Source organism: Bacillus seohaeanensis, from assembly GCF_042684945.1.
Classification (GTDB): Bacteria; Bacillota; Bacilli; order Bacillales; family Bacillaceae_B; genus Rossellomorea; species Rossellomorea seohaeanensis.
Genome location: NZ_JBHUMF010000033.1, coordinates 1 through 25,084, shown reverse-complemented (window position 1 = coordinate 25,084; position 25,084 = coordinate 1). Strand labels below are relative to the sequence as shown.

20 protein-coding genes and 1 riboswitch are annotated in these 25,084 nt (G+C 37.3%); of the genes, 10 read left to right on the top strand and 10 right to left on the bottom strand.

Going from position 1 to position 25,084, the window contains the following annotated elements; translation table 11 throughout:
* The first annotated feature begins 8 nt into the window (after nt 1-8).
* Complete coding sequence (locus ACFSUL_RS19930) at nt 9-965, top strand: ATP-grasp domain-containing protein (protein WP_377937926.1); 957 nt, start codon at nt 9-11, stop codon at nt 963-965.
* 390 nt (nt 966-1,355) lie between these two features.
* On the opposite strand, the gene ACFSUL_RS19925 is transcribed toward ACFSUL_RS19930, so the two are convergent.
* A complete protein-coding gene (locus tag ACFSUL_RS19925) occupies nt 1,356-1,652 on the bottom strand; it encodes a DUF3817 domain-containing protein (protein WP_377937924.1) in 297 nt (98 codons plus the stop codon).
* Between the two features lie 4 nt (nt 1,653-1,656).
* Complete coding sequence (locus ACFSUL_RS19920; RefSeq protein ID WP_377937964.1) at nt 1,657-2,181, bottom strand: flavodoxin family protein; 525 nt, start codon at nt 2,179-2,181, stop codon at nt 1,657-1,659.
* Between the two features lie 208 nt (nt 2,182-2,389).
* Between ACFSUL_RS19920 and helD the strand changes: the two genes are divergently transcribed.
* From helD to wrbA, 3 genes are all read left to right on the top strand, one after another.
* A complete protein-coding gene (gene helD, locus ACFSUL_RS19915) occupies nt 2,390-4,654 on the top strand; it encodes an RNA polymerase recycling motor HelD (protein WP_377937922.1) in 2,265 nt (754 codons plus the stop codon).
* A 219-nt stretch (nt 4,655-4,873) separates the two neighbouring features.
* Nucleotides 4,874-5,698, top strand: coding sequence for an aldo/keto reductase (locus tag ACFSUL_RS19910; RefSeq protein ID WP_377937920.1), 825 nt, complete (start codon nt 4,874-4,876; stop codon nt 5,696-5,698).
* 383 nt (nt 5,699-6,081) lie between these two features.
* Nucleotides 6,082-6,693, top strand: a complete 612-nt coding sequence (gene wrbA, locus ACFSUL_RS19905) for an NAD(P)H:quinone oxidoreductase (RefSeq protein ID WP_377937918.1) — start codon at nt 6,082-6,084, stop codon at nt 6,691-6,693.
* A gap of 421 nt (nt 6,694-7,114) precedes the next feature.
* Here the strand turns inward: wrbA and ACFSUL_RS19900 are convergent, their stop codons facing one another.
* Nucleotides 7,115-8,017: an RluA family pseudouridine synthase gene (locus ACFSUL_RS19900; protein WP_377937916.1), complete on the bottom strand. Its 903-nt coding sequence runs from the start codon at nt 8,015-8,017 to the stop codon at nt 7,115-7,117.
* Nucleotides 8,018-8,237: 220 nt separating this feature from the next.
* On the opposite strand from ACFSUL_RS19900, the gene ACFSUL_RS19895 reads away from it, so the two are divergent.
* Nucleotides 8,238-8,633, top strand: coding sequence for a YhcU family protein (locus ACFSUL_RS19895; RefSeq protein ID WP_377937914.1), 396 nt, complete (start codon nt 8,238-8,240; stop codon nt 8,631-8,633).
* Nucleotides 8,634-8,905: 272 nt separating this feature from the next.
* Here the strand turns inward: ACFSUL_RS19895 and ACFSUL_RS19890 are convergent, their stop codons facing one another.
* On the bottom strand, nt 8,906-9,376 hold the full coding sequence (locus ACFSUL_RS19890) for a thioredoxin family protein (protein ID WP_377937912.1): 471 nt from the start codon (nt 9,374-9,376) through the stop codon (nt 8,906-8,908).
* 75 nt (nt 9,377-9,451) lie between these two features.
* On the bottom strand, nt 9,452-9,883 hold the full coding sequence (locus ACFSUL_RS19885) for a disulfide oxidoreductase (RefSeq protein ID WP_377937910.1): 432 nt from the start codon (nt 9,881-9,883) through the stop codon (nt 9,452-9,454).
* Between the two features lie 319 nt (nt 9,884-10,202).
* Between ACFSUL_RS19885 and ACFSUL_RS19880 the strand changes: the two genes are divergently transcribed.
* The 3 genes from ACFSUL_RS19880 (at nt 10,203) to ACFSUL_RS19870 (ending at nt 14,500) form a co-directional block, all read left to right on the top strand.
* Complete coding sequence (locus tag ACFSUL_RS19880; protein ID WP_377937908.1) at nt 10,203-11,744, top strand: GNAT family N-acetyltransferase; 1,542 nt, start codon at nt 10,203-10,205, stop codon at nt 11,742-11,744.
* Nucleotides 11,745-11,975: 231 nt separating this feature from the next.
* Nucleotides 11,976-13,709 carry a phospho-sugar mutase gene (locus ACFSUL_RS19875; RefSeq protein ID WP_377937906.1) on the top strand — a complete coding sequence of 578 codons (1,734 nt, stop codon included), beginning with the start codon at nt 11,976-11,978 and terminating at the stop codon, nt 13,707-13,709.
* Between the two features lie 68 nt (nt 13,710-13,777).
* Nucleotides 13,778-14,500: an SDR family oxidoreductase gene (locus ACFSUL_RS19870; protein ID WP_071413262.1), complete on the top strand. Its 723-nt coding sequence runs from the start codon at nt 13,778-13,780 to the stop codon at nt 14,498-14,500.
* A gap of 74 nt (nt 14,501-14,574) precedes the next feature.
* Here the strand turns inward: ACFSUL_RS19870 and ACFSUL_RS19865 are convergent, their stop codons facing one another.
* Complete coding sequence (locus ACFSUL_RS19865; RefSeq protein WP_071413261.1) at nt 14,575-14,829, bottom strand: YhdB family protein; 255 nt, start codon at nt 14,827-14,829, stop codon at nt 14,575-14,577.
* Nucleotides 14,830-15,160: 331 nt separating this feature from the next.
* Here ACFSUL_RS19865 and ACFSUL_RS19860 point away from each other — a divergent pair, with 331 nt between their 5' ends.
* Both ACFSUL_RS19860 and ACFSUL_RS19855 read left to right on the top strand, forming a co-directional pair.
* Nucleotides 15,161-16,366 carry an MFS transporter gene (locus ACFSUL_RS19860; protein ID WP_377937903.1) on the top strand — a complete coding sequence of 402 codons (1,206 nt, stop codon included), beginning with the start codon at nt 15,161-15,163 and terminating at the stop codon, nt 16,364-16,366.
* 93 nt (nt 16,367-16,459) lie between these two features.
* Nucleotides 16,460-17,872, top strand: a complete 1,413-nt coding sequence (locus ACFSUL_RS19855) for a SpoVR family protein (protein ID WP_071413259.1) — start codon at nt 16,460-16,462, stop codon at nt 17,870-17,872.
* 355 nt (nt 17,873-18,227) lie between these two features.
* On the opposite strand, the gene ACFSUL_RS19850 is transcribed toward ACFSUL_RS19855, so the two are convergent.
* The 4 genes from ACFSUL_RS19850 to ACFSUL_RS19835 form a co-directional block, all read right to left on the bottom strand.
* Nucleotides 18,228-18,860, bottom strand: a complete 633-nt coding sequence (locus ACFSUL_RS19850) for a YczE/YyaS/YitT family protein (RefSeq protein ID WP_377937901.1) — start codon at nt 18,858-18,860, stop codon at nt 18,228-18,230.
* Nucleotides 18,861-18,926: 66 nt separating this feature from the next.
* Entirely contained in the window at nt 18,927-19,970 is a 1,044-nt protein-coding gene (locus ACFSUL_RS19845; protein ID WP_377937899.1) for a ribonucleotide-diphosphate reductase subunit beta, read from the bottom strand.
* Nucleotides 19,971-20,142: 172 nt separating this feature from the next.
* A complete protein-coding gene (locus ACFSUL_RS19840; protein ID WP_377937897.1) occupies nt 20,143-22,431 on the bottom strand; it encodes a ribonucleoside-diphosphate reductase subunit alpha in 2,289 nt (762 codons plus the stop codon).
* 150 nt (nt 22,432-22,581) lie between these two features.
* Nucleotides 22,582-22,762, bottom strand: a riboswitch (cobalamin riboswitch).
* A gap of 622 nt (nt 22,763-23,384) precedes the next feature.
* The gene (locus ACFSUL_RS19835; protein WP_377937895.1) at nt 23,385-24,818 is read right to left on the bottom strand and encodes an aldehyde dehydrogenase family protein; all 1,434 of its coding nucleotides are present in this window, start codon (nt 24,816-24,818) and stop codon (nt 23,385-23,387) included.
* Between the last annotated feature and the right edge of the window lie 266 nt (nt 24,819-25,084).

Here is a 25,084-nt window from a genome sequence, read left to right as displayed (position 1 = left end):
TTTAAGCTATGAGTAAAATATATGTTATCCATGAAAATAATGAATGGACAAATCATCTTACTAAACGATTAGATGAAGAGGGATTACCGTATGAAGAGTGGTTTTTAGGACAGGGGATCGTCGACTTAAATGAGAAACCTCCTGAAGGAGTATTTTACAATAGAATGAGTGCTTCTTCTCATACACGCGGGAATAGGTACTCACCGGAGCTGACGGATTCTGTGCTTACTTGGTTAGAGCAACACAACCGTCTTGTTATTAATGGAACAGATGCACTTAAATTAGAATTAAGTAAAGTGAAGCAATATATGGCTTTAGAGGCTGCAGGAATTAAAACTCCTAAGACACTGGCAGCAGTTGGGAAAGAACAAATAATTGAAGCGGCAAAAAAATTGAATAAACCTTCCTTTATTACAAAGCATAATCGCGCTGGAAAAGGATTAGGTGTTCAGTTGTTCCATTCTATTGAAGCTTTAGAACAGTATGTGAATGGACCAGAATTTGAAGAACCGGTAGACGGAACAACGCTCATTCAGGAGTATATTACTTCACCCGATTCATCTATTACTCGCTGTGAATTTGTTGGTGGGAAGTTTGTATATGCAGTAAGGGTAGATACATCGGAAGGATTTGAGCTTTGCCCAGCGGACGCATGCCGAATTGACGATCTATTTTGTCCTGTAGGGGAACAGCAAGAGCAACCGAAGTTCCAAATTATTGCTGACTTTTCAGAAGGTATTATCTCTCAATATGAGAATTTCTTAAAAAATAATGGCGTTAAGGTTGCGGGAATTGAATTTATCCGCAATGAAGAGGGCGAAATATTTACGTATGATATTAATACGAACACAAACTACAATAGTGAAGCAGAAGAAAAATACGGGAAGTTTGGCATGCAGGAATTAGCAAAGTATCTTGGCAGTCAACTGGAAAAAGTCCGTGGAAAAGCTAAGGTAAATAGTTAGTACAGGTTAAATGTAAATAAAAGCCACTGTCCTTGGATGGATAGTGGCTTATTTGTATGGTTTTGCAGTTATAGGATATAGATAGAAGGATCTGGTTCAAAATAGCTTGTCACCTCAGGACGAGCCGCTACCACTTTTCTTTGTCTAGTTCTAGCGGCTAGCTCCTCGAGGTCATAAGCCAAGCACCCCCAAAAGGCAAAAAGCGCCTTTTTGGGATGATCGTCTTATGCTTGTCGGAGCTGACCGAGCCGCTATCACTTTTCTTTGTCTAGTTCCAGCGGCTAGCTCCTCGAGGTCATAAGTCAAGCATCCCCAAAAAGGCAAAAAGCGCCTTTTCTGGATGCTCGTCTTATGCTAGTCGGAGCTGACCAAGCCGCTACCACTTTTCTTTTAAGCTAGTTCTGTCTTTTTTAATCTCCAGTCTAGGATAAAGTTTCCGAATGGAATAAAGGCAACGATGACGGCTGCGATTGGCCAACCAAGATGCCATTTGACCTTTAATGTTGTAAAGCCAGTAATAAGGATATAGAGAACAAAGAAGAATCCGTGTAGCGAACCGACAACTGTCACTACTTCTGGTAATCCAGCAAAATATTTCAGTGGCATGGCGATAAATAATAAGATTAATAGAGAGATCCCTTCGATAAATCCTGAAATTCTAAAATATGAAATGGGCGATCGTTTCATTGTTTTACACCTCTAATAAAGATTTAGCTTGCTCTAATGCGTGTGCGTCCTTATGGATATCTTCCGGTTTACTTGCTTGACCAATAACGTATCCGCCAAATTCCGTTCCGACAAAATCAAAAATGTATTTAAATTGCATAATAAGTGGTAGACCTTTTACTTTAGCTTGGTCGCCACCACAAATTACGACATATGCTTTTTTCTGACTCATTTTTTCTTTGAACTGTAATTGTGGGTCCCGAAGAAATTGTGACCATCGATCAATAAAGTTTTTCATAACGCCAGACATTCCGTACCAATAGATAGGGGTTGCATATACCCAAACATCGTATTCAAGCAATTCCTTAATTAGTTCTTCGTAATCATCATCAACAGGTTGGAAGCCATTCGGGTCATGTCGTAAATCATTTATAGGATTGATATGATAATCCTTTAAATTAAAAAGCTTATAATTACGTTTTTCAACTGCAAGTAATGCTAATGTTTCTGTGTTACCATTTGGTCGTGAACTTCCGCTTAAAACCGCAATCTTCATAATAAGAATCTCCTTTATTATTTAATATATAAGCCCACTTTGATTATAGCGAAAACGGTTTAGTAACCCAATAAATAAGTACGAAAAAAACAAGTTGAATTGTTGTTAGTTTTCTGATAATATAAATTTCTGCTCCCAACGCCTACATAATTTTGTCAGACTTCTCCAACGCGGCTAACTTCATTTTTGAAAGGAGAAAAGTATGACGAAGCAAATCCATCCACATCCAGACTTCTTAACAGAAAAAGATCGGTTAGAGTTCACGAAGCGGTATATCGATGTTGTCATTGAAACATCCGAATCCAGCAAAGAAAAATTCAAAGATAATATGGAAAAAGCATTTGGCGACGTTGATTGGTTGGAGTCTAGTGCAGCCTACATTGATATTTTAACGAATGCCAGCTTCTTTGACATGTCAAAAGAAGAATTAGAGTCATTAAAGAAGGCTCGAAGAAAACCCTATTTTGCAAGAATCGATTTTAAAGGAACCGATTCAAGTCAACCTGAAAAGCATTATATTGGAAAAACATCACTTTACCAGCGTGAAAATCAAGAACAAATTATTGTTGATTGGCGGTCACCGATTGCTAACCTCTACTATGAAGGTCGTATTGGGGAAGTCTCTTATGAAGCAGAAGATGAAGTATACGAAGGGGACCTTTCCTTAAAAAGACAGTACATGATAGAAGAGGGGGAGCTTGAGGAAATACGCGATATCGATTTGACGACGACCGATGAACTATTGCAAGATTCTTTAGCCAAAAGCTCCAGTAACCGTTTGACTGAAATTATTTCTACGATTCAAGAAGAACAAAATAGGATTATCCGTGCTGATTTGAACAGACCGATTATTGTTCAAGGGGCAGCAGGTAGTGGGAAAACAACGATTGCATTGCATCGTATTTCCTACTTTATTTACAACTACAAACAATATTTTGATCCGAGACAATTGATGATCCTCGCTCCAAGTAAGTTATTTATTGATTACATTTCGGAAGCATTGCCGGAGCTTGGTGTAGAAAAAGTGAGACAAACGACTTTTACAGATTATGTTATGACATGTCTTGAGAAGAAACTAAAGTTGGTAGAAGATAATAAGCTTATTCAATTAATTGAAAAAGATACGAATGATGTCAAAGAGGCTTCATGGATTTCAGGCTTTAAAGGGTCAAAGACTTTCAGAAAAATATTAGACTGCTATTTGGAAGAAATTGAACAGCGGTTTTACCCTAAAAAGGACTTTATGGTAGATAAATATAAGCTATTTTCTGCTAAGAAATTTACGAAACTACTTACAGAGGAATACACATATCTCCCTTTGTTTAGAAGGTTGGAAAAACTGAAGGGTCTTCTTCAAAGCTATGTTCGGTCCAATAAAACGCAAATGATAAAGAAGGTAGAGGATTTTTTTGATGAAAAAATTGAAAAAGCACTCTATCAACATACAAAAGCACCAAATAGAAAACAGTATATTTCAAAGGCACTAGATAAAAAAACAGAGCGATTATCCGCAATGAAGAAAGCAATCAGTACGAGTGTCACTCAATATATGAAGCAATTTGAGAAGAAAAATTTGTATCAATATTATAAAGAACTTTTTACTTCTTCAGAAAAATTAGTAGAGTATTCAGGAGGAGACTTATCGCGAGTGAAAGCAGAACAACTCTCCAAATACTCATTAAACATTCTTTCAAAAAAACGGTATGAGGTAGAGGATTTAGCCGCCCTTTTATATTTGCAAACGGCCCTTTTTGGAATAGACAAGTTTTACAAAGCAAAAAATGTCGTAATAGATGAAGCACAGGACTATAGTTACTTGCAGCTCTATTCCTTAAAACGTGCGTTAGAAACGGATATGTTCACATTAGTTGGAGACCTGGCACAAGGGATCCATTCCTATCGAGGACTTTCTTCTTGGGAGCCTATTTTTAAGGAGGTATTCCCACGTGCAACCTACACAGAATTGCAGAAAAGCTACCGGACGACAATTGAGATTATGGATGAAGCAAATAATCTACTAAAAAAGCTGCCGTACACATTTCCGAAAGTCAATCCCGTTGTAAGGCACGGTGAAAAACCTACTTCCTTCATTGTTTCTACAATAGAACAATTAGTAGAAAAAGTGGAAAGAATAGTAGAGGAGGGCAAGACAAAAGATTTTCAAACCTTCGCGGTGATAGGAAAGAGTATGAAGGACTGCCGGAAAATTGCAAAAGCGTTAGAGAAGTGCTTAACAATAAAAGTGAAACTCCTTCAAGAACAGGAATCGATTCCGAAAGATCAACTTGTCATTGTCCCCTCCTACTTATCTAAAGGGTTAGAGTTTGATGTAGTCATGATTGCTGCAATTGACGAAACTTATAACGAGGAGAATGAATTGGATATTAAACTTCAATATGTTGCGATGACAAGACCGTTGCATCAATTATATTTTATTAGTCGTTATGAAAATCAATTTATTCTTTAGGCTCTTTTCTCATAGATTGTTGTTTTCACTTATAAATCCTGCCCGTAGTGGAAAGCAACAAACTTTACGAAAACCGCCATTCTTTAAAAAATCCCTTCTCTACTAAGATAAAAGCAGAGAAGGGATTTTTTAAGTCAAAGTACCCAATTTTTAAGAATCCCTCAACTTATTGGTAATATATTCTGAAAGTTTGTAAAATAAAGGAGAGGAGGGGAAAATATGTTGAAAAATCTTCAAAGTACATTCACGTTACATAATGGAAAGGAAATTCCGTACGTAGGTTTAGGTGTCTATAAAATGGAAAATCCGGAAGAGACCGTTCAATCTGTGAAGACTGCCATCGAATACGGTTACCGTTCCATTGATACTGCATCTTTTTATCAAAATGAAGAAAGTGTTGGGAAGGCAGCGAAAGAATCTTCAATTGCAAGAAAAGATTTATTCATCACTTCAAAGGTGTGGAACACGGATCAAGGATATGATGCAACATTAAAAGCGTTTGAAGAAAGTTTAAAAAAATTAGATATGGAGTATCTTGACCTGTATTTAATTCATTGGCCAGTGAAAGACAAATATAAAGAAACATGGAAAGCTTTAGAACGAATTCATGATGAAGGATTGGTAAAATCTATCGGGGTAAGTAATTTTAAACAGCATCACCTAGAAGATTTGCTAAGCGATAGTAATGAAAAACCTGTTCTAAACCAAGTGGAATTGCATCCACGATTAACACAAGAAGGGTTAAGGGACTATTGTACATCACAGAATATTGCTGTAGAGGCGTGGTCGCCAATCGCTCGAGGAAAATTACTTAACGAGCCGATGCTTAATCATATAGCAGCAAAGCATGGAAAAACCGCTGCACAAGTTATTTTGCGCTGGCATTTACAAAATAATGTTATTATCATTCCAAAATCTGTTCATGTAAATAGGATCAAAGAGAATGGTAATTTGTTCGACTTTGAACTTTCTTTAGAGGATATGAACCATATTAATCAATTGAACATGAATGAACGTTTTGGAGCGAATCCAGATGATTTCTAATTTATGAACTTATATAGAGTGGGACTGAATAAATTTCTAAATAGTCCCACTTTTTTAAATTTAGTTATTGACTTTAGTTAGAAGAAAAGATACGATTATCTTGAAATCAAAATAATACACTTCGAGAGGTTATTTTTTTATTCATATATCTCAAAACTGAGATATATAGCTTCAGAATAAAGGGGCTAGAATGTTTTCAGGTTTTGCTCGAAGGGAATAAGAAAGGCATAACGGTATAAGCAGTATTATTACTTATTCTTGTTATTGAAAAGTCTCATCAAGTATAAAACCAAGTTTCTCATAGTAGGTGTATTTTATTGATTTTCCGACATACTGAGTAGTGTGTTGAAAATTCAAATAATAATTATAAGGAGAGATTGAATATGGCAAATGTCAATTTAGCAGTTATTTATTACAGCTCTACAGGTACTAACTATGAATTAGCAAAATGGGCAGAAGAAGCAGCAAAAGAAGCTGGAGCAGAAGTAAAAGTTTTACGTGTAGAAGAAACAGCTCCTGAGGCAGCAATTGCTTCAAATCCTGCTTGGAAAAAACATGTGGAAGCAACAAAGGATGTTCCAGTAGTAAGTCTTGAGGACTTAGAATGGGCGGATGCGTTTATATTCAGTGTACCAACTCGTTTTGGTAACGTACCAGGTCAAGTGAAACAGTTCCTTGATACTACTGGTGGGCTTTGGTTCCAAGGTAAATTAGCGAATAAAGTAGTAAGTGCCATGTCATCGGCACAAAACGCTCATGGTGGTCAAGAGGCAACTATTCAAGCACTTTATACGTCAATGATGCACTGGGGAGCAATCATCGCTGCACCTGGCTACACAGATCCAGTTACATTCGAAACTGGAGGAAATCCTTATGGAACAAGTGTAACCGTTGATCAAGATGGGAACATGGTAGAAAAAGTAGAACCAGCTGTTAAGCACCAAGCAAGAAGAACAGTACAAATTGCTGATGCTCTTAAAAAAGGTTTACAATAATAAATACTAATGAAAGAGCCATTCTACATGTGTAGAGTGGCTCTTTTTCTAGAAGGCTCTTTTCTCATAGATTGTTGTTTTGGCTTATGAATTCAGCCCGTTGATTTCCGCTACAGGCACAAGACTCCTCGGGGAGGAATGGGAGCCTCTTATAAAAGCGGAAGCGGCTTGGTCAGCTCGTGAAGAAAATAGGGATTACCCTCAAAAGGCGCTTTTTGCCTTTAGAGGGTAATCATCTTTTTCACAGCGAGCTAGCCGCTGGAGCTAGACACTCGGCTTCGCCTGTGGGGTCTCCCACTTCCCTCTTTTCCCACAGGAGTCAAGTGCCCGCAGCGAGAATCAACTCAGTGGGTTAAACTTAGTTTTCCGTTAAAAAGCAACAAACTTTACGAAAACAGCCTTCTAGAAAGATGAAAAACGCTTATAACCCAAATGTAGAAAAAATAGGCGGATCATCTAAAAAACTAGCTTTACATTCGATAGTTTCCCCTGTAAGTGGATGGGGAAATGCAATCTTTTTTGCATGCAATGCTTGCCGGGAATATATTGGCTTTCCTCCATATAATGTATCGCCAGCAAGTGGATGTCCGATATAGCTCATATGTACACGAATTTGATGGGTACGCCCCGTATCGAGTTGAAGTTGGATTAAACTTTTCCCTTTAGCTTCCTCCAATAATTTATAATGAGTTGTTGCAGGCTGGCCAGAAGGGGAGACGCGTCTTCTAGTGTTATGATGACGATCCCGTCCAATCGGTTCACTGACAGTCCCCGCTTTTTTTGAAAGCTTCCCTTGTACGATCGCCCAATAGGTTCTTTTGATTTGTCTTTCTGTTAGTAATCGGTCTAAAATTGCTTTACTAAGAGCGTGTTTAGCGAAAATAATTGCCCCCGAAGTATCACGATCTAATCGATGAACATGCAGGACTCTGCATTTTTCCCCTTTTGCTTGTAAGTAGAATGCGACAAAATTAGCTAACGTATTTACCTCATCAGGTTCATTAGGATGAGTATCAATACCTGCCCGCTTATTCACAACAAGTAAGTGGTCGTCTTCATATAAAACATCGATATCTTCGCCTACGGGGATCACGCCATAATCGTCTTCAGAAAAGAGATTGATTTGCAGTTGATCCCCCTTCTGAAGTGGTTTATGCCATGAAAATAATTCGCCGTTAACTTGTATATCTTTATTCATGCGCATTTTATGGATAAGCTTTTTAGGGGCTTGCCATTTATTGCGTAATAGCTCCTCAATTGTTATGTTTTCCCACTCAATTGGGATCTCTAATTGAAACATGCTTCCTTTTCTTTCTGTTTTCAAATTACACCCTCCTTAAAAAGTTTGATATAGCAAGTGTTTCGTACGAAGGCTAACTTTTGACATTAAATCCTTCTACTTTTCATGGTTGAATATTCCTATCTATTTCCATTTAAAACCAAGTCGGTGGGGATAATTACCACCCTTAAAGAGCTATTTTCTATGTTATTCTTATTGTATCATTACAAAGAGATTACAAGTTTGATGAAGGTGGTTTTTTCGGGTGAAGGTGGTTATTGCTTCAACACATGAACAGGAAGAGAAGATTCAAGAATTAATCAATTATATGTATTTTACAATCTTTCCTAATTATTTTACAGATGATGAAATTGAACATTTCGAAGATCTTCAAGTGCTACATACGGCGACAAGACATTTTGAATACTTCGGCACATTAAAAGAGGCATTTCAAGTAATTTCAAGTCTTCAAACAATTATTTCTATCATTGAAAATTCCTCAAAAGAATCGGCTTATGAAGAAATGTTTTATACTAACGTACAAATACTTCAAGACTTCGGATTATGTTTTCCATTTTCCTATGAGCAATTTTCGGAAGGGGAAAATAGTAAGTACAATCTTAGTATGTATGCAAAAGCAGCAAATCAGTTGCTAGTTTAAAAAATGCGGCTAGTCTTCGAGAAGACAGCCGCATTTTTATTATTCTTGGCTCTTTTTTTATAGATTGTTGTTTTTATTTGTAAATTCTGCCCGTTGATTTCCGCTACGGGCACTTGCTTTCCGCGGGGAGGAATGGGAGCCTCCTCGGCTTCGCCTGCGGGGTCTCCCACTTCCCTCTCTTCCCGCAGGAGTCAAGTGCCCTCCGCTTCAATCAACTCAGTGGGTTAAACCTAGTTTGTAGTTTAAAAGCAACAAACTTTACGAAAACAGCTTTATTCTTTTACGTATTTGTTAAAAAAGTCTGTATAGGTTTCTTTTGAGTGTGAACCTGTAAGTCTATCTACTTCTTTTCCATTCTCAAAGTGGATCACTGTTGGGGTTCCTTCTATTTGAAATTGATCCCAACCTTGTGTAAATTCAAGTACATTATATTGTTCAAGATTGACATCCATTTCCTCGGCTAATGGCGCTAGCATTGGAGTCGTCTCTTTACAGTGTGGGCAAGTAGAACTGTAAAAATAAATTGTCGCGTCTTTACCATCCTCAAGCTTTTTATCTAATTCTTCTGGAAGGATGACGTTTTGATAATTAGGATCGTCAAGTAAATCCACAGTTGCAGGATCCAAACTTTCTTTTTTAAACATATTTCCTTCTGCTTTTTCATTGTTTTGCATCGTAGTTATAATAGCAATTCCTGCGAATAGTACGACGACAACAGAGATAAAAATAATAACTTTTTTCAATGTAGTTTTCCTCCTATTTTCTTTTAGCGACTCAAAGTCATGTTCGATAAAAAGTAGAAGAGTGTGCGTCTCTTACTAAACCATCTTAACCTTTCTTATTGCCTTAATAACAATAAGGCTTGAAATGAAAATAATAATAAAGGCTGTTAGTGCTAGAAACGGTATCGTCACAAACCCGAACCAATTAATATATTCTCCCGTGCAAGGAACCCTTCCGCAAGCTGGGGCACTTTCGGACAGGAGAGTTATTTTTTGAATAGAATAGTGATAGAGAGAAACAAGAATTCCAATTCCTGATAAAACAGCCGAGTAGAGAGCTAGTTTAAAATCTTTTTTCACATAAGCGATTCCGAGAATTATCACCATAGGATACATAATAATTCGTTGGTACCAACAGAGATGGCACGGTTCGTACTTCATTATTTCAGAAAAATAAAGACTTCCTAATGTTGCGATGACGGAAGCAGCCCATGCTATAAAAAAAGGAGTATCCGCTTTTTTCTCCATATTAAACTCCTTTCAGTTCATATTCTTATAAATTATAGTATGGTACCATTATAAAAGTAAAATGAACGATATTTGCAAGCGAAAAATGATAGTTTCATGACTATTTATGCAATCATTCGCAACGGATGACTAAGTGTAATAAGAATGATATTTCTATGAGAATCTTTACGAAGCTTAAAAAGGAACCGACTGCATTAAAATCTACGTGTTGATTTCAACTATATTCTACTTTTACAACTACATTTGATAAAATAGAATGGTGTGTATTCGCACAATATATTGTTACATGAGAAGTACGATCAAAGGAGTGAAATACCATATGGCAGAAAAGTTAGATCTCTCCCAATTTGAAAAGAAAATGATCATTCGTCCAATGGAACATAAGGACATTGAACATATTATTAATATGCAAACCATCTGTTTCCCAGGAATGGAACCATGGAAGTTGGAACACCTAGAAAGTCATTTAGAAATTTTTCCTGAAGGTCAGTTAGTCGCGGAGTTAGATGGCGATATTATCGGGTCTTGCTCTAGTTTAATTATTAACTTTGATGAATATGATGATAGACATACATGGGATGATGTCACTGACAATGGATACATTACAAATCATAATCCTGATGGCTATAATCTTTATGGTATAGAAGTTATGGTACATCCAGATTACCGTCGTATGAAAGTTGGACATCGCTTATATGAGGCAAGGAAAGAGTTGGCAAGACATTGGAACTTAAAGAGTATCATTATTGGGGGACGAATACCGAACTTTTACAAGCATTCTGATGAAATGTCTCCAAGAGAATATGTAGACAGTGTTCGAATGCACAAAATTTATGATCCTGTACTTTCTTTCCAATTGCTAAATGGATTTACATTAATGCGAATAAATCCGAATTACTTGCCAGACGACAAACGCTCGCAGAAATACGCAACACTTATGGAATGGAATAATGTAGACTATCGCCCTTCAAGCAAACGTCACTTTAAAACAAGCTACCCTGTTAGGATATGTGTTGTTCAATATATGATGCGTAAGATTAATTCATTTGAAGAGTTCGCGAATCAGGTTGAATACTTTACAGATGTTGCCTCAGATGCAAAATCAGATTTTGTTGTCTTTCCTGAGATTTTCACTACGCAGTTAATGTCATTTTTGAATATTAAATCACCGAGTTTAGCTGTGCGCAAACTAACGGATTATACGGAAGAATATATTGAATTGTTTACAGATTTGGCGGTACGTTACAATATTAACATTATTGGTGGTTCTCATTTCGTCAAAGAAGAGGATGATGAAATCTACAATATCGCCTATTTATTCCGCCGCGATGGAACAATTGAAAAACAGTACAAAATCCATATAACGCCTAATGAACGAAAGTGGTGGGGAATCAGTCCTGGTGACTCCGTAAAAGTATTTGATACAGACTGCGGCAAAATCGCCATTCAAATTTGTTATGACATCGAGTTTCCAGAAATGGCTCGTATTGCTACGGATAAAGGAGCAAAAATTATTTTTACTCCATTTTGTACGGAAGACCGTCAAGGTTACCTACGTGTACGTTACTGTGCACAGGCCCGTGCAGTGGAAAACCAAATTTATACGGTTATTTCCGGAACGGTTGGAAATTTACCACAAACAGAAAACATGGACATTCAATATGCACAGTCTGCAATTTTCGCACCGTCTGATTTTGAATTTGCAAGAGATGGTATCGTAGGAGAAACAAACCCGAACATCGAAATGGTCATGATTGGTGATGTTGACTTAGAAGTTCTGAGACGCCAGCGTCAATCAGGTACCGTTCGTCAACTGAAGGACCGTCGTCATGATGTGTATAATGTGAGTTATAAAAAATGATAATGTGAGCTTTGAGGTGTAAATCCTTGAAGCTCTTTTTGTTTAAAGAAAAGAAGAACAATCCAGAATGCAAGAAATCTAATCCAGAACGATGAGAGATTACGCTTTCAAAACACTTATGGTAAAATGAGACTGTTAAAATTCGTGTCGGAAACTGACGGAATGTTTTAAAAGGAAATAAATAAGTGTAAGAGAATTTAATAGTGACGACATCATTTGGAGGGGATCTTATTGGATTGGAAAACTACATGGGAAAAATGGGATCAATTTGAAGAGCTTGATACAAGCTTAAGAGAGGCACTCACTAGTATGAAACAAGATGAAAAGTCACTAGAAGATGCCTTTTATAAAAACTTGGAGTTTGGAACAGGCGGTATGCGTGGAGAAATCGGTGTTGGGACAAACCGTATGAATGTATATACTGTTAGAAAAGCTTCAGAAGGACTTGCACGATATATTGAAGAACAGGGAGAAGAGGCAAAAAAACGCGGAGTTGTTATTGCGTATGATTCTCGTCATAAATCACCGGAGTTTGCGATGGAGGCCGCTAAAACATTAGCTTCACATCAAATTCAAACATATGTATTCGATGAACTAAAACCGACACCCGAGCTTTCTTTTGCACTGCGTTATTTGCATGCGTTTGCGGGTATTGTCGTGACTGCCAGCCACAATCCTCCTGAGTACAATGGTTATAAAGTATATGGTGAAGACGGTGCACAATTAACTCCTGAGATAGCGGACATTGTTATTGAAAAAGTAAATAAAGTAGAAAATGAACTCGAACTAAAGGTTAAGACAGAAGAGGAACTAAAAACAAATGGCTTTATTAAGATAATTGGTAATGAGATTGACCAAACTTACCTAGAACATTTACTAACCATTTCAGAAAAACCGCAAATTGCGAAAGAAGTAGATCTTAAAATCGTCTTCTCTCCTTTACATGGAACAGGGAAAAAGATGGCTGAAAAAGGTTTGAAAGCCTTAGGTTATGAGTCCGTACATATTGTAGAAGAACAAGCAGTACCAGATCCTGAGTTTTCTACAGTCAAATCTCCAAATCCGGAAGACAAGGCTGCATTTGAATTAGCTATCCGTGATGGAAAAGAAATCGATGCCGATATTTTAATTGCAACAGATCCTGATGCTGATCGTTTAGGAGTTGCTGTTAAAGGAGAAGACGGTGAATACATCTTACTTACAGGAAACCAAACAGGTGCAGTGTTACTTGATTATATTTTAGCCCGTAAGCAAGAAAAAGAAACTATACCTACAAATGGTAGAGTGTTTAAAACAATTGTTACATCTGAATTGGGTAGGAAAGTGGCGGAGCATTATGGTGCCTCTGTTGAGGATGTATTAACCGGATTTAAATTTATCGGAGAAAAAATTAAAAATTATGAGCAGTCTGGTGAATATCAATTCTTATTTGGTTACGAGGAAAGCTACGGATATTTAATTGGTGACTTTGCACGTGATAAAGATGCAATTCAAGCGGTACTGATGGCTGCAGAGGCGGCAGCATACTATAAAAACGAAGGTAAAACGCTTTGGGACGCATTGAATGACCTGTACAATCGTTTTGGCTATTACCAAGAAGGGCTAGAATCGTTAACACTGAAAGGCAAAGAGGGGTCCGAACAAATTCAGGGAATTCTAAAAAATTTCCGTGATGATCCTTTGAAAGAAGTAGCTGGAATTAGAGTAATAACAAGTGAAGACTATCAAAGTAGCTTAAGCATGGATATGATTACGATGGAAGAAAAGTCAATCGAGTTGCCAAAATCCAATGTTCTTAAATATCATTTAGAGGATGGGTCATGGGTATGTCTACGCCCATCAGGAACAGAACCAAAGATTAAGTTTTACTTTAGCGTTATTGGTTCAACCCAACAGGAAAGCGATGAAAAATTATCTTCCTTACAACAAGCCATTATGGGGAAAGTAGAAAATATGATAAAGTAACATTTGCATGAAAAAATATATTTCCTTTATTAAAGTAGAATTTTCAACAAGAAAGGAAGAAAGCAATTATGTTAAAAGATCAAGTGGCTATCGTGACTGGTGCTTCTAGAGGTATTGGAAGAGAGATAACGGAACAGTTTGCGAAAGAAAACGTGAAGCTTGCAGTTGTCGGTAGCTCAGAGCAAATACATACGGTTGCGAAAGAGTTACAGGAATCAGGTGTAGAACATGTTATATCTGTGCAAGCAGATGTATCAATAGAAGAAGATGTTCAGCAAATGGTAGAGAAAACAATTGCTGCCTACGGAAAAATAGATATCTTAGTTAACAATGCTGGAGTTGGCTTTTTTAAACCTACAGAAGAAGTGACAGCAGCGGAATGGAAACATATTTTTGATGTGAATGTTCAAGGGGTTTTCTTGAGCTCTAAGGCTGTCTTGCCAACGATGAAAAGTCAAAAATTTGGTACCATTATTACGATTTCTTCGGATGTGGCACGATATACGATTCCAAACGCTTCAGCGTATGTAGCAACTAAGTATGCTGTCCAAGGCTTTTGTGGATCCCTTGCACAAGAAGTGAGAGAGTACGGCATTCGAGTTGGAACGATTAACCCAGGAATGGTTGATACTTACTTCGCAGATTCTACTCAAGGACTTCCAGAAAAAGAAGATTGGCTTAAAGTCGAGGATATCGCAAAATCGGTTGTTTATATGGCATCTGCTCCAAAGCATATGTTGATTGATGAAATAAAAATACATCCATTCGCACAGCAATATCCAATTGCCTAAGAAAAGGTCCGTCCCTCAATACTTTAAAGTGATGAGGGACGGACCTTTTAAGATTGGTGGAATTCTTGTTTGCATTAGATTTTCATTGCTGTCTCTTCAATAGGTGTTTCTAGGCTGAAGGTTGTATTTGCATGTTCAATATAGCGTAAAAGTGTGTATAGGCTTGTCTCAATAACAGCATAATCTTTAGAGAAGTGGTAGGCATGTAAAAAATGTTCAATTCGTTTGGATAATAAATCATCTTGGGTACGCACCATCAGGATCATAAGGTTATCCCATTCGGACCGATGCGTGTAATACAAGGCTCGATCGTAATCAACTTTATTCATGCAAATTCCCTCCTCTTGAAGGGGTAATCTTATTGTGTGGAATTATCTTTAATTTTTCCACTGAAAATGTTGGTTACCTTAGTACAAAGGGGTTTCCTTCTATTGGATGAATAATTGAATCATTTTAATTTATCCTAGAAATAAAGTGAAATTCCAATCAGTGGGGACTCTTTCCGTCTCCACTGGTTGTTAATGCAGGATAAACCTACAGCATTTGTAAAAGGAAAGCTTCCTAAATTGGAGGCTTTTTATTCTGTAACAAAGGGGGACTTTGTTAATATGTAAATAAAAACAAATAGGGTTTTTATTGTGGAGTGTAAGGGGGGCAAGAATGAATTCAAGGACATTTAACTATCTATGGCTAGGCCAGATTCTTGCAAATGTTGGGGATATCTTTTTAATAATTGGATTGATTTCGTTAGTTTATAAACAAACATCTTCGCCTTTTTTTGTAGCGCTTACTTCACTAATCATCATTTTTTCTAGGATTATAAGTAATGCTTTATCACCACTATTGAATCAATTTTCCTTGAAAAAGATATTATTACATGCGCAAACAGGAAAAACAATTTTGATTGGTTTATTTAGTATATCGTTTTTTTATTTAGTAGAACCAACAGTACACCTTGTATATGTCTTCGCGATAGTTTTGTCACTTTTGGATAGCTTCATACTTCCAGCAAAGAATGCATATGTTCCGTTTCTCATAAAAAGGGAGGAGCTAATGGCACCGAATGGTTATTTATCAATGACAGATCAAACACTTCTAATTGTAAGTTGGGCTATTGGAGGGGTACTATATGGACTTCTGTCGGCAAAAGTTTTTTTTCTTCTCCTATTAGTTTTATATGTAATAAGTACTTTTATAAAATTTAAAGTGCCATTCATACCTACGAATTCTGTGGTGGAAAAACAAGTCTGGTTTACCCAACTAGGAGAAGGGTGGAGGGAAATAAAGAAAAATAAAAATTTGAAAGTAATTTTCACATTGAATGTGTTCCAAACAGTTTCAAGTGTTGTTTGGTTAGCGGCAATCCTGTTTTTATTTGTGGAAAAGCAATTACAGCTTGGGTCTCAATGGTGGGGGTACATAAACAGTAGTTTTTTCATCGGAATCATGAATGGTTCACTTTTATTATTTAAAAATCAACGTTTTTTTATTAAGTATACGGAAAAATGGTTAATAATAACAACGGTTTTATCTGTTCTCATTATCTTTATTTTTGGCTGGACGACATTTGGGGTAATGGCTCTACTTTTATCATTCCTCTTTGGTGCTGTAGAACAAATAAAAACGATTATGTTACAAACGATGTTGCAATATAATACTCCGCCTGAAAAAATTGGAAAAGTTTATGCGGTACATGGTCTTTTTACAACAATCTTATTTGGTATTACTATCGCTATTGCTGGATGGCTAATGGAAAAAACAAGTGTATCAGCACTATTTCTGTTCGCAGCACTGGTGTCGATGGTATTGTTGCTACCGTTACGATTTATGAACAGCAAAACAGCGTACCCTTCTCTCGTGCGTTAATACATTAATATGGTTGGGGATAGCTACCAATTATCATTAAATGGAGTTTTTCCTCATATAGTGTTTTAAGGAGACTAGACAAGGGGGATGCATATGAAACCGGAGGAACAAAAGCAACTCGAACGAGCAATAAGCGAAATAACCGAGATAGCCTCAGGGTTTGGCCTGGATTCTTATCCGATGAGATATGAGATTTGTCCTGCAGATATTATTTATACATTTGGTGCATATGGAATGCCGACTCGTTTTTCCCATTGGAGCTTTGGAAAACAATTTTATAAAATGAAGCTCCAGTATGATTTAGGGTTAAGTAAGATTTATGAACTCGTAATCAACTCTAATCCTTGTTATGCCTTTTTATTAGACTCTAATTCATTAATTCAAAATAAGCTTATTGTTGCCCACGTACTAGCCCATTGTGACTTTTTCAAAAATAATATTCGATTTGAAAACACGAAACGTGATATGGTGGAAAGTATGGCAGCTACAGCAGATCGAGTGCGGCAGTATGAGATTGATCATGGGAAGCAGGAAGTAGAAGCTTTTCTTGATGCTGTATTGGCGATAGATGAACATATAGATCCTTCTTTAATGCGTCCAAAGCTTTCGTGGACAATGGACGATGTGGAGTGGGAGGAGGAAGAAGCACCACGGGTTACTCCGTACGATGATTTATGGTCTCTTGATGATAAACCAAAAGACCGACCAAAGAAAAAGGTAAAGAAAAAATTCCCGCCGCAGCCTGAAAAGGATGTTCTCCTTTTCATAGAACAATACAGCAGGGAACTAGAAGACTGGCAGCGGGACATTTTAACAATGATGAGAGAAGAAATGCTCTACTTCTGGCCACAGCTTGAAACAAAAATCATGAACGAGGGCTGGGCATCTTATTGGCATCAGCGCATCATTAGAGAAATGGATTTAACGAGCGGTGAAGCTATTGAGTTTGCTAAACTAAATGCAGGTGTTGTTCAACCATCAAGAACAGGCATCAATCCCTATTACCTTGGTGTGAAAATATTTGAAGATATCGAAGAGAGATACAATAACCCTACAGATGAAATGAAAAGGATGGGGGTTCGGCCAAACTCAGGTCGTGAAAAGATGTTTGAAGTAAGAGAAATTGAATCGGATATTTCTTTTTTACGAAATTACTTAACAAAAGATCTTGTGACGAGAGAGGATATGTACCTTTTCCAAAAACAAGGGAAAGATTATAAGATTGTTGATAAGGAATGGAAAAAGGTCCGTGACCAGCTTGTTAGTATGAGAGTCAACGGTGGTTTTCCTTATATTACAGTTAATGATGGCGACTATTTAAAAAATGGTGAACTATATTTGAAACATTGGTATGAAGATATCGAACTTGATCTGAAATATTTAGAAAAAGTTCTCCCTTATATTTATCAACTATGGGGACGCCCTGTTCATATGGAATCCGTTATTGAAGGAAGAGAAATGCTGTTTACGTACGATGGGCGTAGTGTGCAGAGAAAGTATTTGTAATGATAGCAGACATTTCTCAAGATAATTGCTCAGGTATTAAATTGTTTAGGTCTCAGTTGAGGCCTTTTTTCTTTGGCTGTTTTCAACTATTGTTACAAGCAATAATCTTTTAGAAAGGCTATTTTCGTAAAGTTTGTTGCTTTTTAACGGAAACTAAGTTTAACTTACTGAGTTGATTCTCGCTGCGGGCATTTGACTCCCTCTCTCCCCGCGGAAAGCGAGTATCCGTAGCGGAAATCAACGGACTAAATTTATAAGTAAAAACAATAATCTATGAGAAAAGAGCCTTTAGAAAACAGCCAAAGAAAAAAGCTGGCCCCATTCTTTGAGCCAACTTAAACTGTAAAAGTATTTATTATAAATTAAAATTATTCGACCGAGAAGCACTATAAGAATCCAGAAGTTTTGTAAAATGTAAAAATGAAAATTGAAAAATGGGACTTTGAATAAATGTATAGATAAAGGTGAAAATGAAAATCGGACCTCCCAGTAGCCAACCAATGATAAGAATGCTGCTTTCAAAAGCAATTCGTACTTTGCTTATAGACTGTCCTGTTAATTCCGAAAGGGAAAGCATAAATCCGTCACGAGGACCTGTTCCTAAGCCAGATGCGGAGTAAAGTCCACCACCGATTCCCATAATGATAATTGCTAAGATGAGAATAATTGCGTCTAGGTAGAGGCTAGAACGTTGGGGGAGAATATCCCAAAATAAATATAAATCAACTAGTGGTCCGACCATAAGACCATTTAGTATCGTTCCAATTCTGACATATTTACGATTTAGGAAGAGTGTGCCTGAAATTAATACACCGCCAACGATGAGATTCCAGGTTCCGATTGTCAGTCCCCATTTATCAAACAGAGCAATATTTAATACATCCCAGGGGTGAATTCCCAAGTACTGTACCTTTATTGCCATTGAAATTCCATAACTGAAAACAAGAATACCGATAACAAAAAATAAAAAACGAAGAAAGATTCTCATACTGCTTCTCCTTAAGAGGTCCGTCCCTCGTTGCTTTAACGCATTACCGTGTCTAGGGACGGACCTTTATAGTTCGTCAAAGCCATTGTCGATGTTGTTGACTTTGGTATATTGACGAGATTTTTGTTCGAAGAAGTCTGATTTACCCAAGTCAACTTCCTCATAAGCTTTTATCCATTTTAATGGATTGGTGCGGTAGCCTTCGAAAGGACGCTCAAATCCAAGTTGGTTACAGCGTACATTCGCATAAAACTTAATATAAGATTCGAGGTCATTCATGTGAATTCCTTCTATTTTAGTACCGATAATTTCATGAGCCCATTCTATTTCTAATTTTGCAGCTTCTTTAAAAGTGCTTGTTACAAAATCGGAAAGAGAAGGCGTATCGTATTCTGGATACTCTTTTAGCACTTCTTTGAAAATTTTAACAAACAAGTCCACATGAATTTGTTCGTCACGATTTATGTAATTAATCATCGTGCTCGTTGCGACCATTTTTTGATTTCTTGCCAAGTTGTAAAAGAAAGCAAAGCCAGAGTAGAAGAACAAGCCTTCTAAAATCACGTCATATACAATTGATTTCAATAGATTTTCTACACTTGCTTCCAGAGCAAAATGTTTATAGCCATTCGTCACAAAATCATTTCGCTTCCGAAGTATTTCTTCGTTTCTCCAAAATTCGAATACTTTATCTTGTTCGGATTTCGAAACGATACTAGATAATACGTAGGAATAAGAATGATTATGAATGACTTCTTGCTGTGCGAGAATAATCATTAAAGCGTTAATACTAGAGTCAGTAATATAATCTGCAACTTTACTAGCGTAATCTGTTTGAATACTATCAAGGAGTGCAAGCAGTCCGATAATTTTTAAAAACGACTCCTGTTCATCTTTCGTTAACTGACCAAATTGTTTCACATCTTGTGCCATATTAATTTCAAAAGGAGTCCAAAAGTTTGCGAGCATTTTTTTATATTTTGGATAAGTCCATGAATAGGCGACATCATCCCAATTCAATATGTTGGAGCTTTCACCGTTAATTATCTTTGTAGAGCGATTTGGCGCTGTTGCGTCCATGAGTACTCGTTTTTTTAGTAGTTCCTTCATATTCTTCACCTCGTATTAGCTTTTTTATATTAAATATTATTGTTGTTTTGATTGAACAGTTGAATATGGCTGTTTATTCAACTGTTCATTTAAAGCTGATATTCATCTGTTGAAATCAAGGCGAATATCAACTGTTGAATTAAACTTTAAAAAAGACACCGATCATAAAACATTAGCTTGCACACGAATCACAATCTTCTATATAACTTGAAGTCGAGCGGACATAATAGGTTGTTTTTAATCCACTTTTCCAAGCTTCAAGATGGAGATCTAATAATTCTTTCGCTTTAATTGTATTGACTACATAAAAGTTAAAAGAAATTGCTTGATCAATGTGCTGCTGTCTTGCGGCGTTTTGCTTAATGCTCCATTTCTGATTAATAAAATAAGCCGATTTATAATACCATGTAGTTGTTTCATTCAAGTCAGGAGCAGTGACAGGAATTTTATAATCTTTTTTCTCCTCTGAGTACATTTTGAAGAAAATAGGGTCTATACTCGCTGTGCTACCAGCGATGATGGAAGTAGATGCATTTGGCGCGACCGCCATCATATATCCATTTCGCACCCCGTACTTCTGAACTTTATCCTTTAATGAAGCCCAGTCGAGCAAACGAGAAGAGTCATCGTATCCTTTTTTCGTAAAATAAGTGCCAGTGTGCCAATTTGATCCCTCGAATAAAGGGTAGCTACCTTTTTCTTGTGCTAGTTTCATGCTTGCTTCGATGGTTAAATAAGCAATTTTTTCATAAAGTGTATCCGCATAGTCAACTGCCTCTTCGCTTTCCCATTTGATTCCCTTTAATGCAAGCAAGTGATGCCAGCCAAACGTACCTAATCCAATCGAACGATATTTTTCATTTGTCAACTTTGCTTGCAATACAGGAATTGTATTTAAATCGATGACATTATCTAACATTCTGACTTGTATTGGAATTAATTTTTCAAGTACATTTTCTGGGACAGCTCTTCCTAAATTTATAGAAGAAAGGTTGCAGACAACAAAATCACCAGGGGTTTTGACGGTAATAATTTTTCCGTCTGATGTGTACTGCTCGTCCACGGTAGTCGGACTTTGGTTTTGGGTAATCTCGGTACAAAGATTAGTGCAATAAATCATACCTTGATGATGATTCGCGTTTTGGCGGTTGACTTCGTCTCGGTAAAACATGAACGGTGTACCGGTTTCAAGCTGGCCCTTCATAATTCCTTTTATAACCTCAATTGCAGGAACCTTTTCTTTCGAAAGAAGAGGGTTATCGACACATTCCCAATAACGAGCACGAAAATCTCCATCTCCTTTTTCAGCATCATAAAAATCCTCCAAACTGTAGCCCATTACTTTTCGTACTTCATGAGGATCGAAAAGATACCAATCTGCTCTTGCTTCTACTTGCTCCATAAATAAGTCCGGAACACATACGCCCGTAAACAAATCATGTGTTCTCATTCGTTCATCCCCGTTATTCAATTTCGAGTCGAGAAAGAGGAAGATATCTTTATGCCAAACATCTAAGTAGACGGAGATTGCTCCTTTTCGCTGACCAAGCTGATCAACGCTTACTGCTGTATTATTTAATTGCTTCATCCACGGAATCACACCAGACGAAATGCCTTTAAATCCTTTAATATCACTCCCACGGCTTCGGATTTTGCCAAGGTAGACACCTATTCCACCACCTGATTTTGAAAGATTGGCGATGTCGGTATTACTGTCGTAGATACCTTGGAGACTATCATCGACCGTATCGATAAAACAACTAGAAAGCTGTCCATAACTTTTCCCCGCATTTGCTAATGTAGGAGTAGCAACTGTCATATATAAATTACTTAAAGCCCAGTAAGCGTCTTTAACAAGTGAAAGACGTGATTCTCGAGGTTCATTCATCATAAGGGTTACGGCAATCATCATGAATCGTTCTTGTGGCAACTCATAGGTGTTTTTTTCGTGATCCCGGGCAAGGTAACGGTCCGCTAATGTTCGCAATCCAATGTATGTAAAAAACTTATCTCTATTAGGAACAATCATATCCCCAAGCTCATGCAGCTCTTCTTTTGAATATTTTTCTAAAATAATAGGATTATATATTCCATTGTTTGTTAGTCGGACGATTAATTCATAAAAGCATCCATAGTTTTGATTAGCCGGATAGTTCCTATTAATCGCAGCCTCTTTGTACAGTTGTTGCATATAGATTCTTGAACAAACATACGTCCAATCAGGCTCTTGCTCGGAGATATTCGCTAAACCTTCAAGCAGTAAAAGATTATTGATTTGCGATACCGTATACGATTTTTGGGATTCAATTGTGGTAATGAGTCTAGAGATATAATCATCTGTATTCAGCGTAGGAAAGTCCGCTGCAGCACTTTTTATAAAAGACGTTAATTTTTCTGGTGAAAAGAGTTCTTCTTTCCCGTTTTTTCTTTTAATAATGGTTGTTTCTAATTTAATACTCATTATGTTTCCTCCTTTTTTGTACTAGAAGGGGAAGAATAAAATAAAAAAATCCACTCCTGGAAGTAGGGTGGATTTAAACGATACTTTACATAGAGATAGAAAGTAATCTGTGAAAGTATCGTCTCATTATCTCAATCCCCGAAGAATAAGAAACTTTGTAAGAAACAGGCAGGTCTCCTGACTTGTGATCATTCTACTTTGGAACCTTCCCATATACGATATGTATACAGTGGATGAACCATTTCGTCACACTTACAGTTGCGGGGACAGTTCTGGAATTACACCAGATTCCCTATTAAGCCGTACTCGGCACCTTTTCTTACTGTTATAAAAAACAATATTTAGTTGCATGTGTTGTTTTGTGACACTATATATAGTGAATTTCCTAATATAGAATATAGTAAACGATAGAAATTGATATTTCAATACTTTACATTTGCTTCTTAATCGTATATGAACGTTCATAAAATGCATCTAATACAATGGAAAAAGAGGCTGGGACAAATGTGCTCTAGGTGAATAAAAAAACGAACTAATTCTTTCATTTGAAGGCGAATTAGTTCGTTTTTTTTATAAGTCTTCATAAAACTTGTTGTTCTTTTTAACTTGTTCTAGCTGTTGATTGGAGTGCAAGACGAAGACTCCTGCGGGAAAAGCGGAACAGGTGAGACCCCGCAAGAGCGCAGCGCATGTCTAGCTCCAGCGGCTAACTCGCTATGAAAAAGATGAAATACCCTAAAGGCAAAAAGCGCCTTTTGGGTATTTCCCTATTTTCTTCGCGAGCAAAACGAGCCGCTTCCGCTTTTCTCGGAGGCTCACCGACCGCCCGCGGAAAGCGAAGTCTTGACACGGAAATCAACAGCGGTGTGTAACAGTGATTACTAAACAATTTAACCTGACATTGTTCGTCTTTAGGGGATAGTACTTTAGTTATGTCCCAGCCTCTTTTAGCTTTATGAATCCAATTTAATCCCGATAAATTTCATTTCGGTCATATCTTCAATTGCATATTTAACCCCTTCTTTGCCAATGCCACTCTGTTTGACACCACCGTATGGATGATTATCTTGGCGGTAAGTGGAGATTTCATTAACCCATACTCCACCCATTTCTAATTGGTCTGCTACACGCATCGCACGATCGATATCCTTTGTGAAAACCCCTGCTTGTAGCCCGTAAATGGAATCATTCGAAAACTTAATAACTTCCTCTTCACTATCAAAAGGAATGACCGATACAATCGGTGCAAAAACTTCCTCGGCAATGATTTTCATATTTTGATCAACATTTGTCATAATCGTAGGGGAGAGTACAGTGCCATTTTGCTCACCACCTGTTTCAATTTTAGCACCTTTTTCTACAGCGTCATCAATCCAAAGCTTAGCACGTCTTGCTTCATCCTCATTAATCATTGGACCAATATCTGTTTCCTCGCTCTCGGGATCCCCAATTTTTAATTCTTTTGTTTGCTTGACAAAGTTTTCAAGAAACTGATCATAAATGTTTTTTTGAACGTAAATTCTTTGTGCGGAAATACAAACTTGCCCGGAAAAGGCGAAAGCACCTTTGACCAAACTTGTCGCAGCATTTTCAATATTAGCATCTTCAAATATTATATTGGGGGAATTTGAACCTAGCTCTAACGTTACCTTTTTGAATCCAGCAGATTCTCGAATTTTTCTTCCGACAGGTAAGCTTCCGGTAAAAGTAATTTTATGCACTTTTTCATGTGTAACGAGTGGTTCTCCTACTTCTTCTCCAGTCCCCATCAGTAAATTTAGTACCCCATCTGGAAGACCCGCTTCTTGAAATAATTTTACTAACATATAAGCGGATACTGGAGTTTTTTCAGCAGGCTTAAGAACGATTGTGTTGCCTGCTGCAATAGCTGGTGCAACTTTATGAAGTGTTAAGTTTAACGGGAAATTGAAAGGCGTAATAGCCCCGACGACACCTAAAGGTTTTCGTTTCACTAATCCCATTCTATTTTCTCCGCCTATAGCAGCATCCATGGGGAGAACTTCACCTAAAATATTTTTAGCAAGTTCCGATGCGAAACGAAGGACCTGGATGGACCGATTAATCTCATCTCGGCTAAATCTTATGGGTTTTCCTGCTTCTTTCATTATTGTACGAGCAAAATCTTCCACCCGTTCCTCTAATAAGTCAGCTGTTTTTCGTAAAATGTCAGCCCGTCTGTGAGCTGACATGGTTTTCATTGTAGAATGAAAAGTATCGAAGCTATTATTCACAGCATCTTCAAGATCAGAACGTTTTGCTAAAGCAAGCTCTGCGACTTTTTCTTGATTATATGGGCTTCTAACCTCTAATGTATCTCTATGGGTTTCATTTCTTTCTCTACCATTGATTATTGAACCGTATCGCATGTTTGTTTTACCTCCTATTTTTCCTGTCGTGAGGTTTCTAGACATTATTTTGGGTTTATTGGACACTTTTCTTTAGTTTCTGGACATTTCCTTGACCTTTTTGGACACTTTTTCATCTTTTCTGGACAAATTTTCGGGGTTTCTGGACAAACTTACTTTTTATGGTAATTTACGTCTTGGAATAAGCCGCTTCCGCTTTTCATTGTCCAGCTCCAGCGGCTAGAGGCTCGAGTCATAAGCCAATCATCCCAAAAAGGCAAAGGGCG

Excerpts from the sequence above, each read along its gene's own strand:
- ACFSUL_RS19930 (WP_377937926.1), top strand. The coding sequence starts at position 9 with ATGAGTAAAATATATGTTATCCATGAAAATAATGAATGGACAAATCAT.
- ACFSUL_RS19925 (WP_377937924.1), bottom strand. The coding sequence starts at position 1,652 with ATGAAACGATCGCCCATTTCATATTTTAGAATTTCAGGATTTATCGAA.
- helD (WP_377937922.1), top strand. The coding sequence starts at position 2,390 with ATGACGAAGCAAATCCATCCACATCCAGACTTCTTAACAGAAAAAGAT.
- ACFSUL_RS19910 (WP_377937920.1), top strand. The coding sequence starts at position 4,874 with ATGTTGAAAAATCTTCAAAGTACATTCACGTTACATAATGGAAAGGAA.
- wrbA (WP_377937918.1), top strand. The coding sequence starts at position 6,082 with ATGGCAAATGTCAATTTAGCAGTTATTTATTACAGCTCTACAGGTACT.
- ACFSUL_RS19885 (WP_377937910.1), bottom strand. The coding sequence starts at position 9,883 with ATGGAGAAAAAAGCGGATACTCCTTTTTTTATAGCATGGGCTGCTTCC.
- ACFSUL_RS19880 (WP_377937908.1), top strand. The coding sequence starts at position 10,203 with ATGGCAGAAAAGTTAGATCTCTCCCAATTTGAAAAGAAAATGATCATT.
- ACFSUL_RS19870 (WP_071413262.1), top strand. The coding sequence starts at position 13,778 with ATGTTAAAAGATCAAGTGGCTATCGTGACTGGTGCTTCTAGAGGTATT.
- ACFSUL_RS19865 (WP_071413261.1), bottom strand. The coding sequence starts at position 14,829 with ATGAATAAAGTTGATTACGATCGAGCCTTGTATTACACGCATCGGTCC.
- ACFSUL_RS19860 (WP_377937903.1), top strand. The coding sequence starts at position 15,161 with ATGAATTCAAGGACATTTAACTATCTATGGCTAGGCCAGATTCTTGCA.
- ACFSUL_RS19855 (WP_071413259.1), top strand. The coding sequence starts at position 16,460 with ATGAAACCGGAGGAACAAAAGCAACTCGAACGAGCAATAAGCGAAATA.
- ACFSUL_RS19850 (WP_377937901.1), bottom strand. The coding sequence starts at position 18,860 with ATGAGAATCTTTCTTCGTTTTTTATTTTTTGTTATCGGTATTCTTGTT.
- ACFSUL_RS19845 (WP_377937899.1), bottom strand. The coding sequence starts at position 19,970 with ATGAAGGAACTACTAAAAAAACGAGTACTCATGGACGCAACAGCGCCA.
- ACFSUL_RS19840 (WP_377937897.1), bottom strand. The coding sequence starts at position 22,431 with ATGAGTATTAAATTAGAAACAACCATTATTAAAAGAAAAAACGGGAAA.
- ACFSUL_RS19835 (WP_377937895.1), bottom strand. The coding sequence starts at position 24,818 with ATGCGATACGGTTCAATAATCAATGGTAGAGAAAGAAATGAAACCCAT.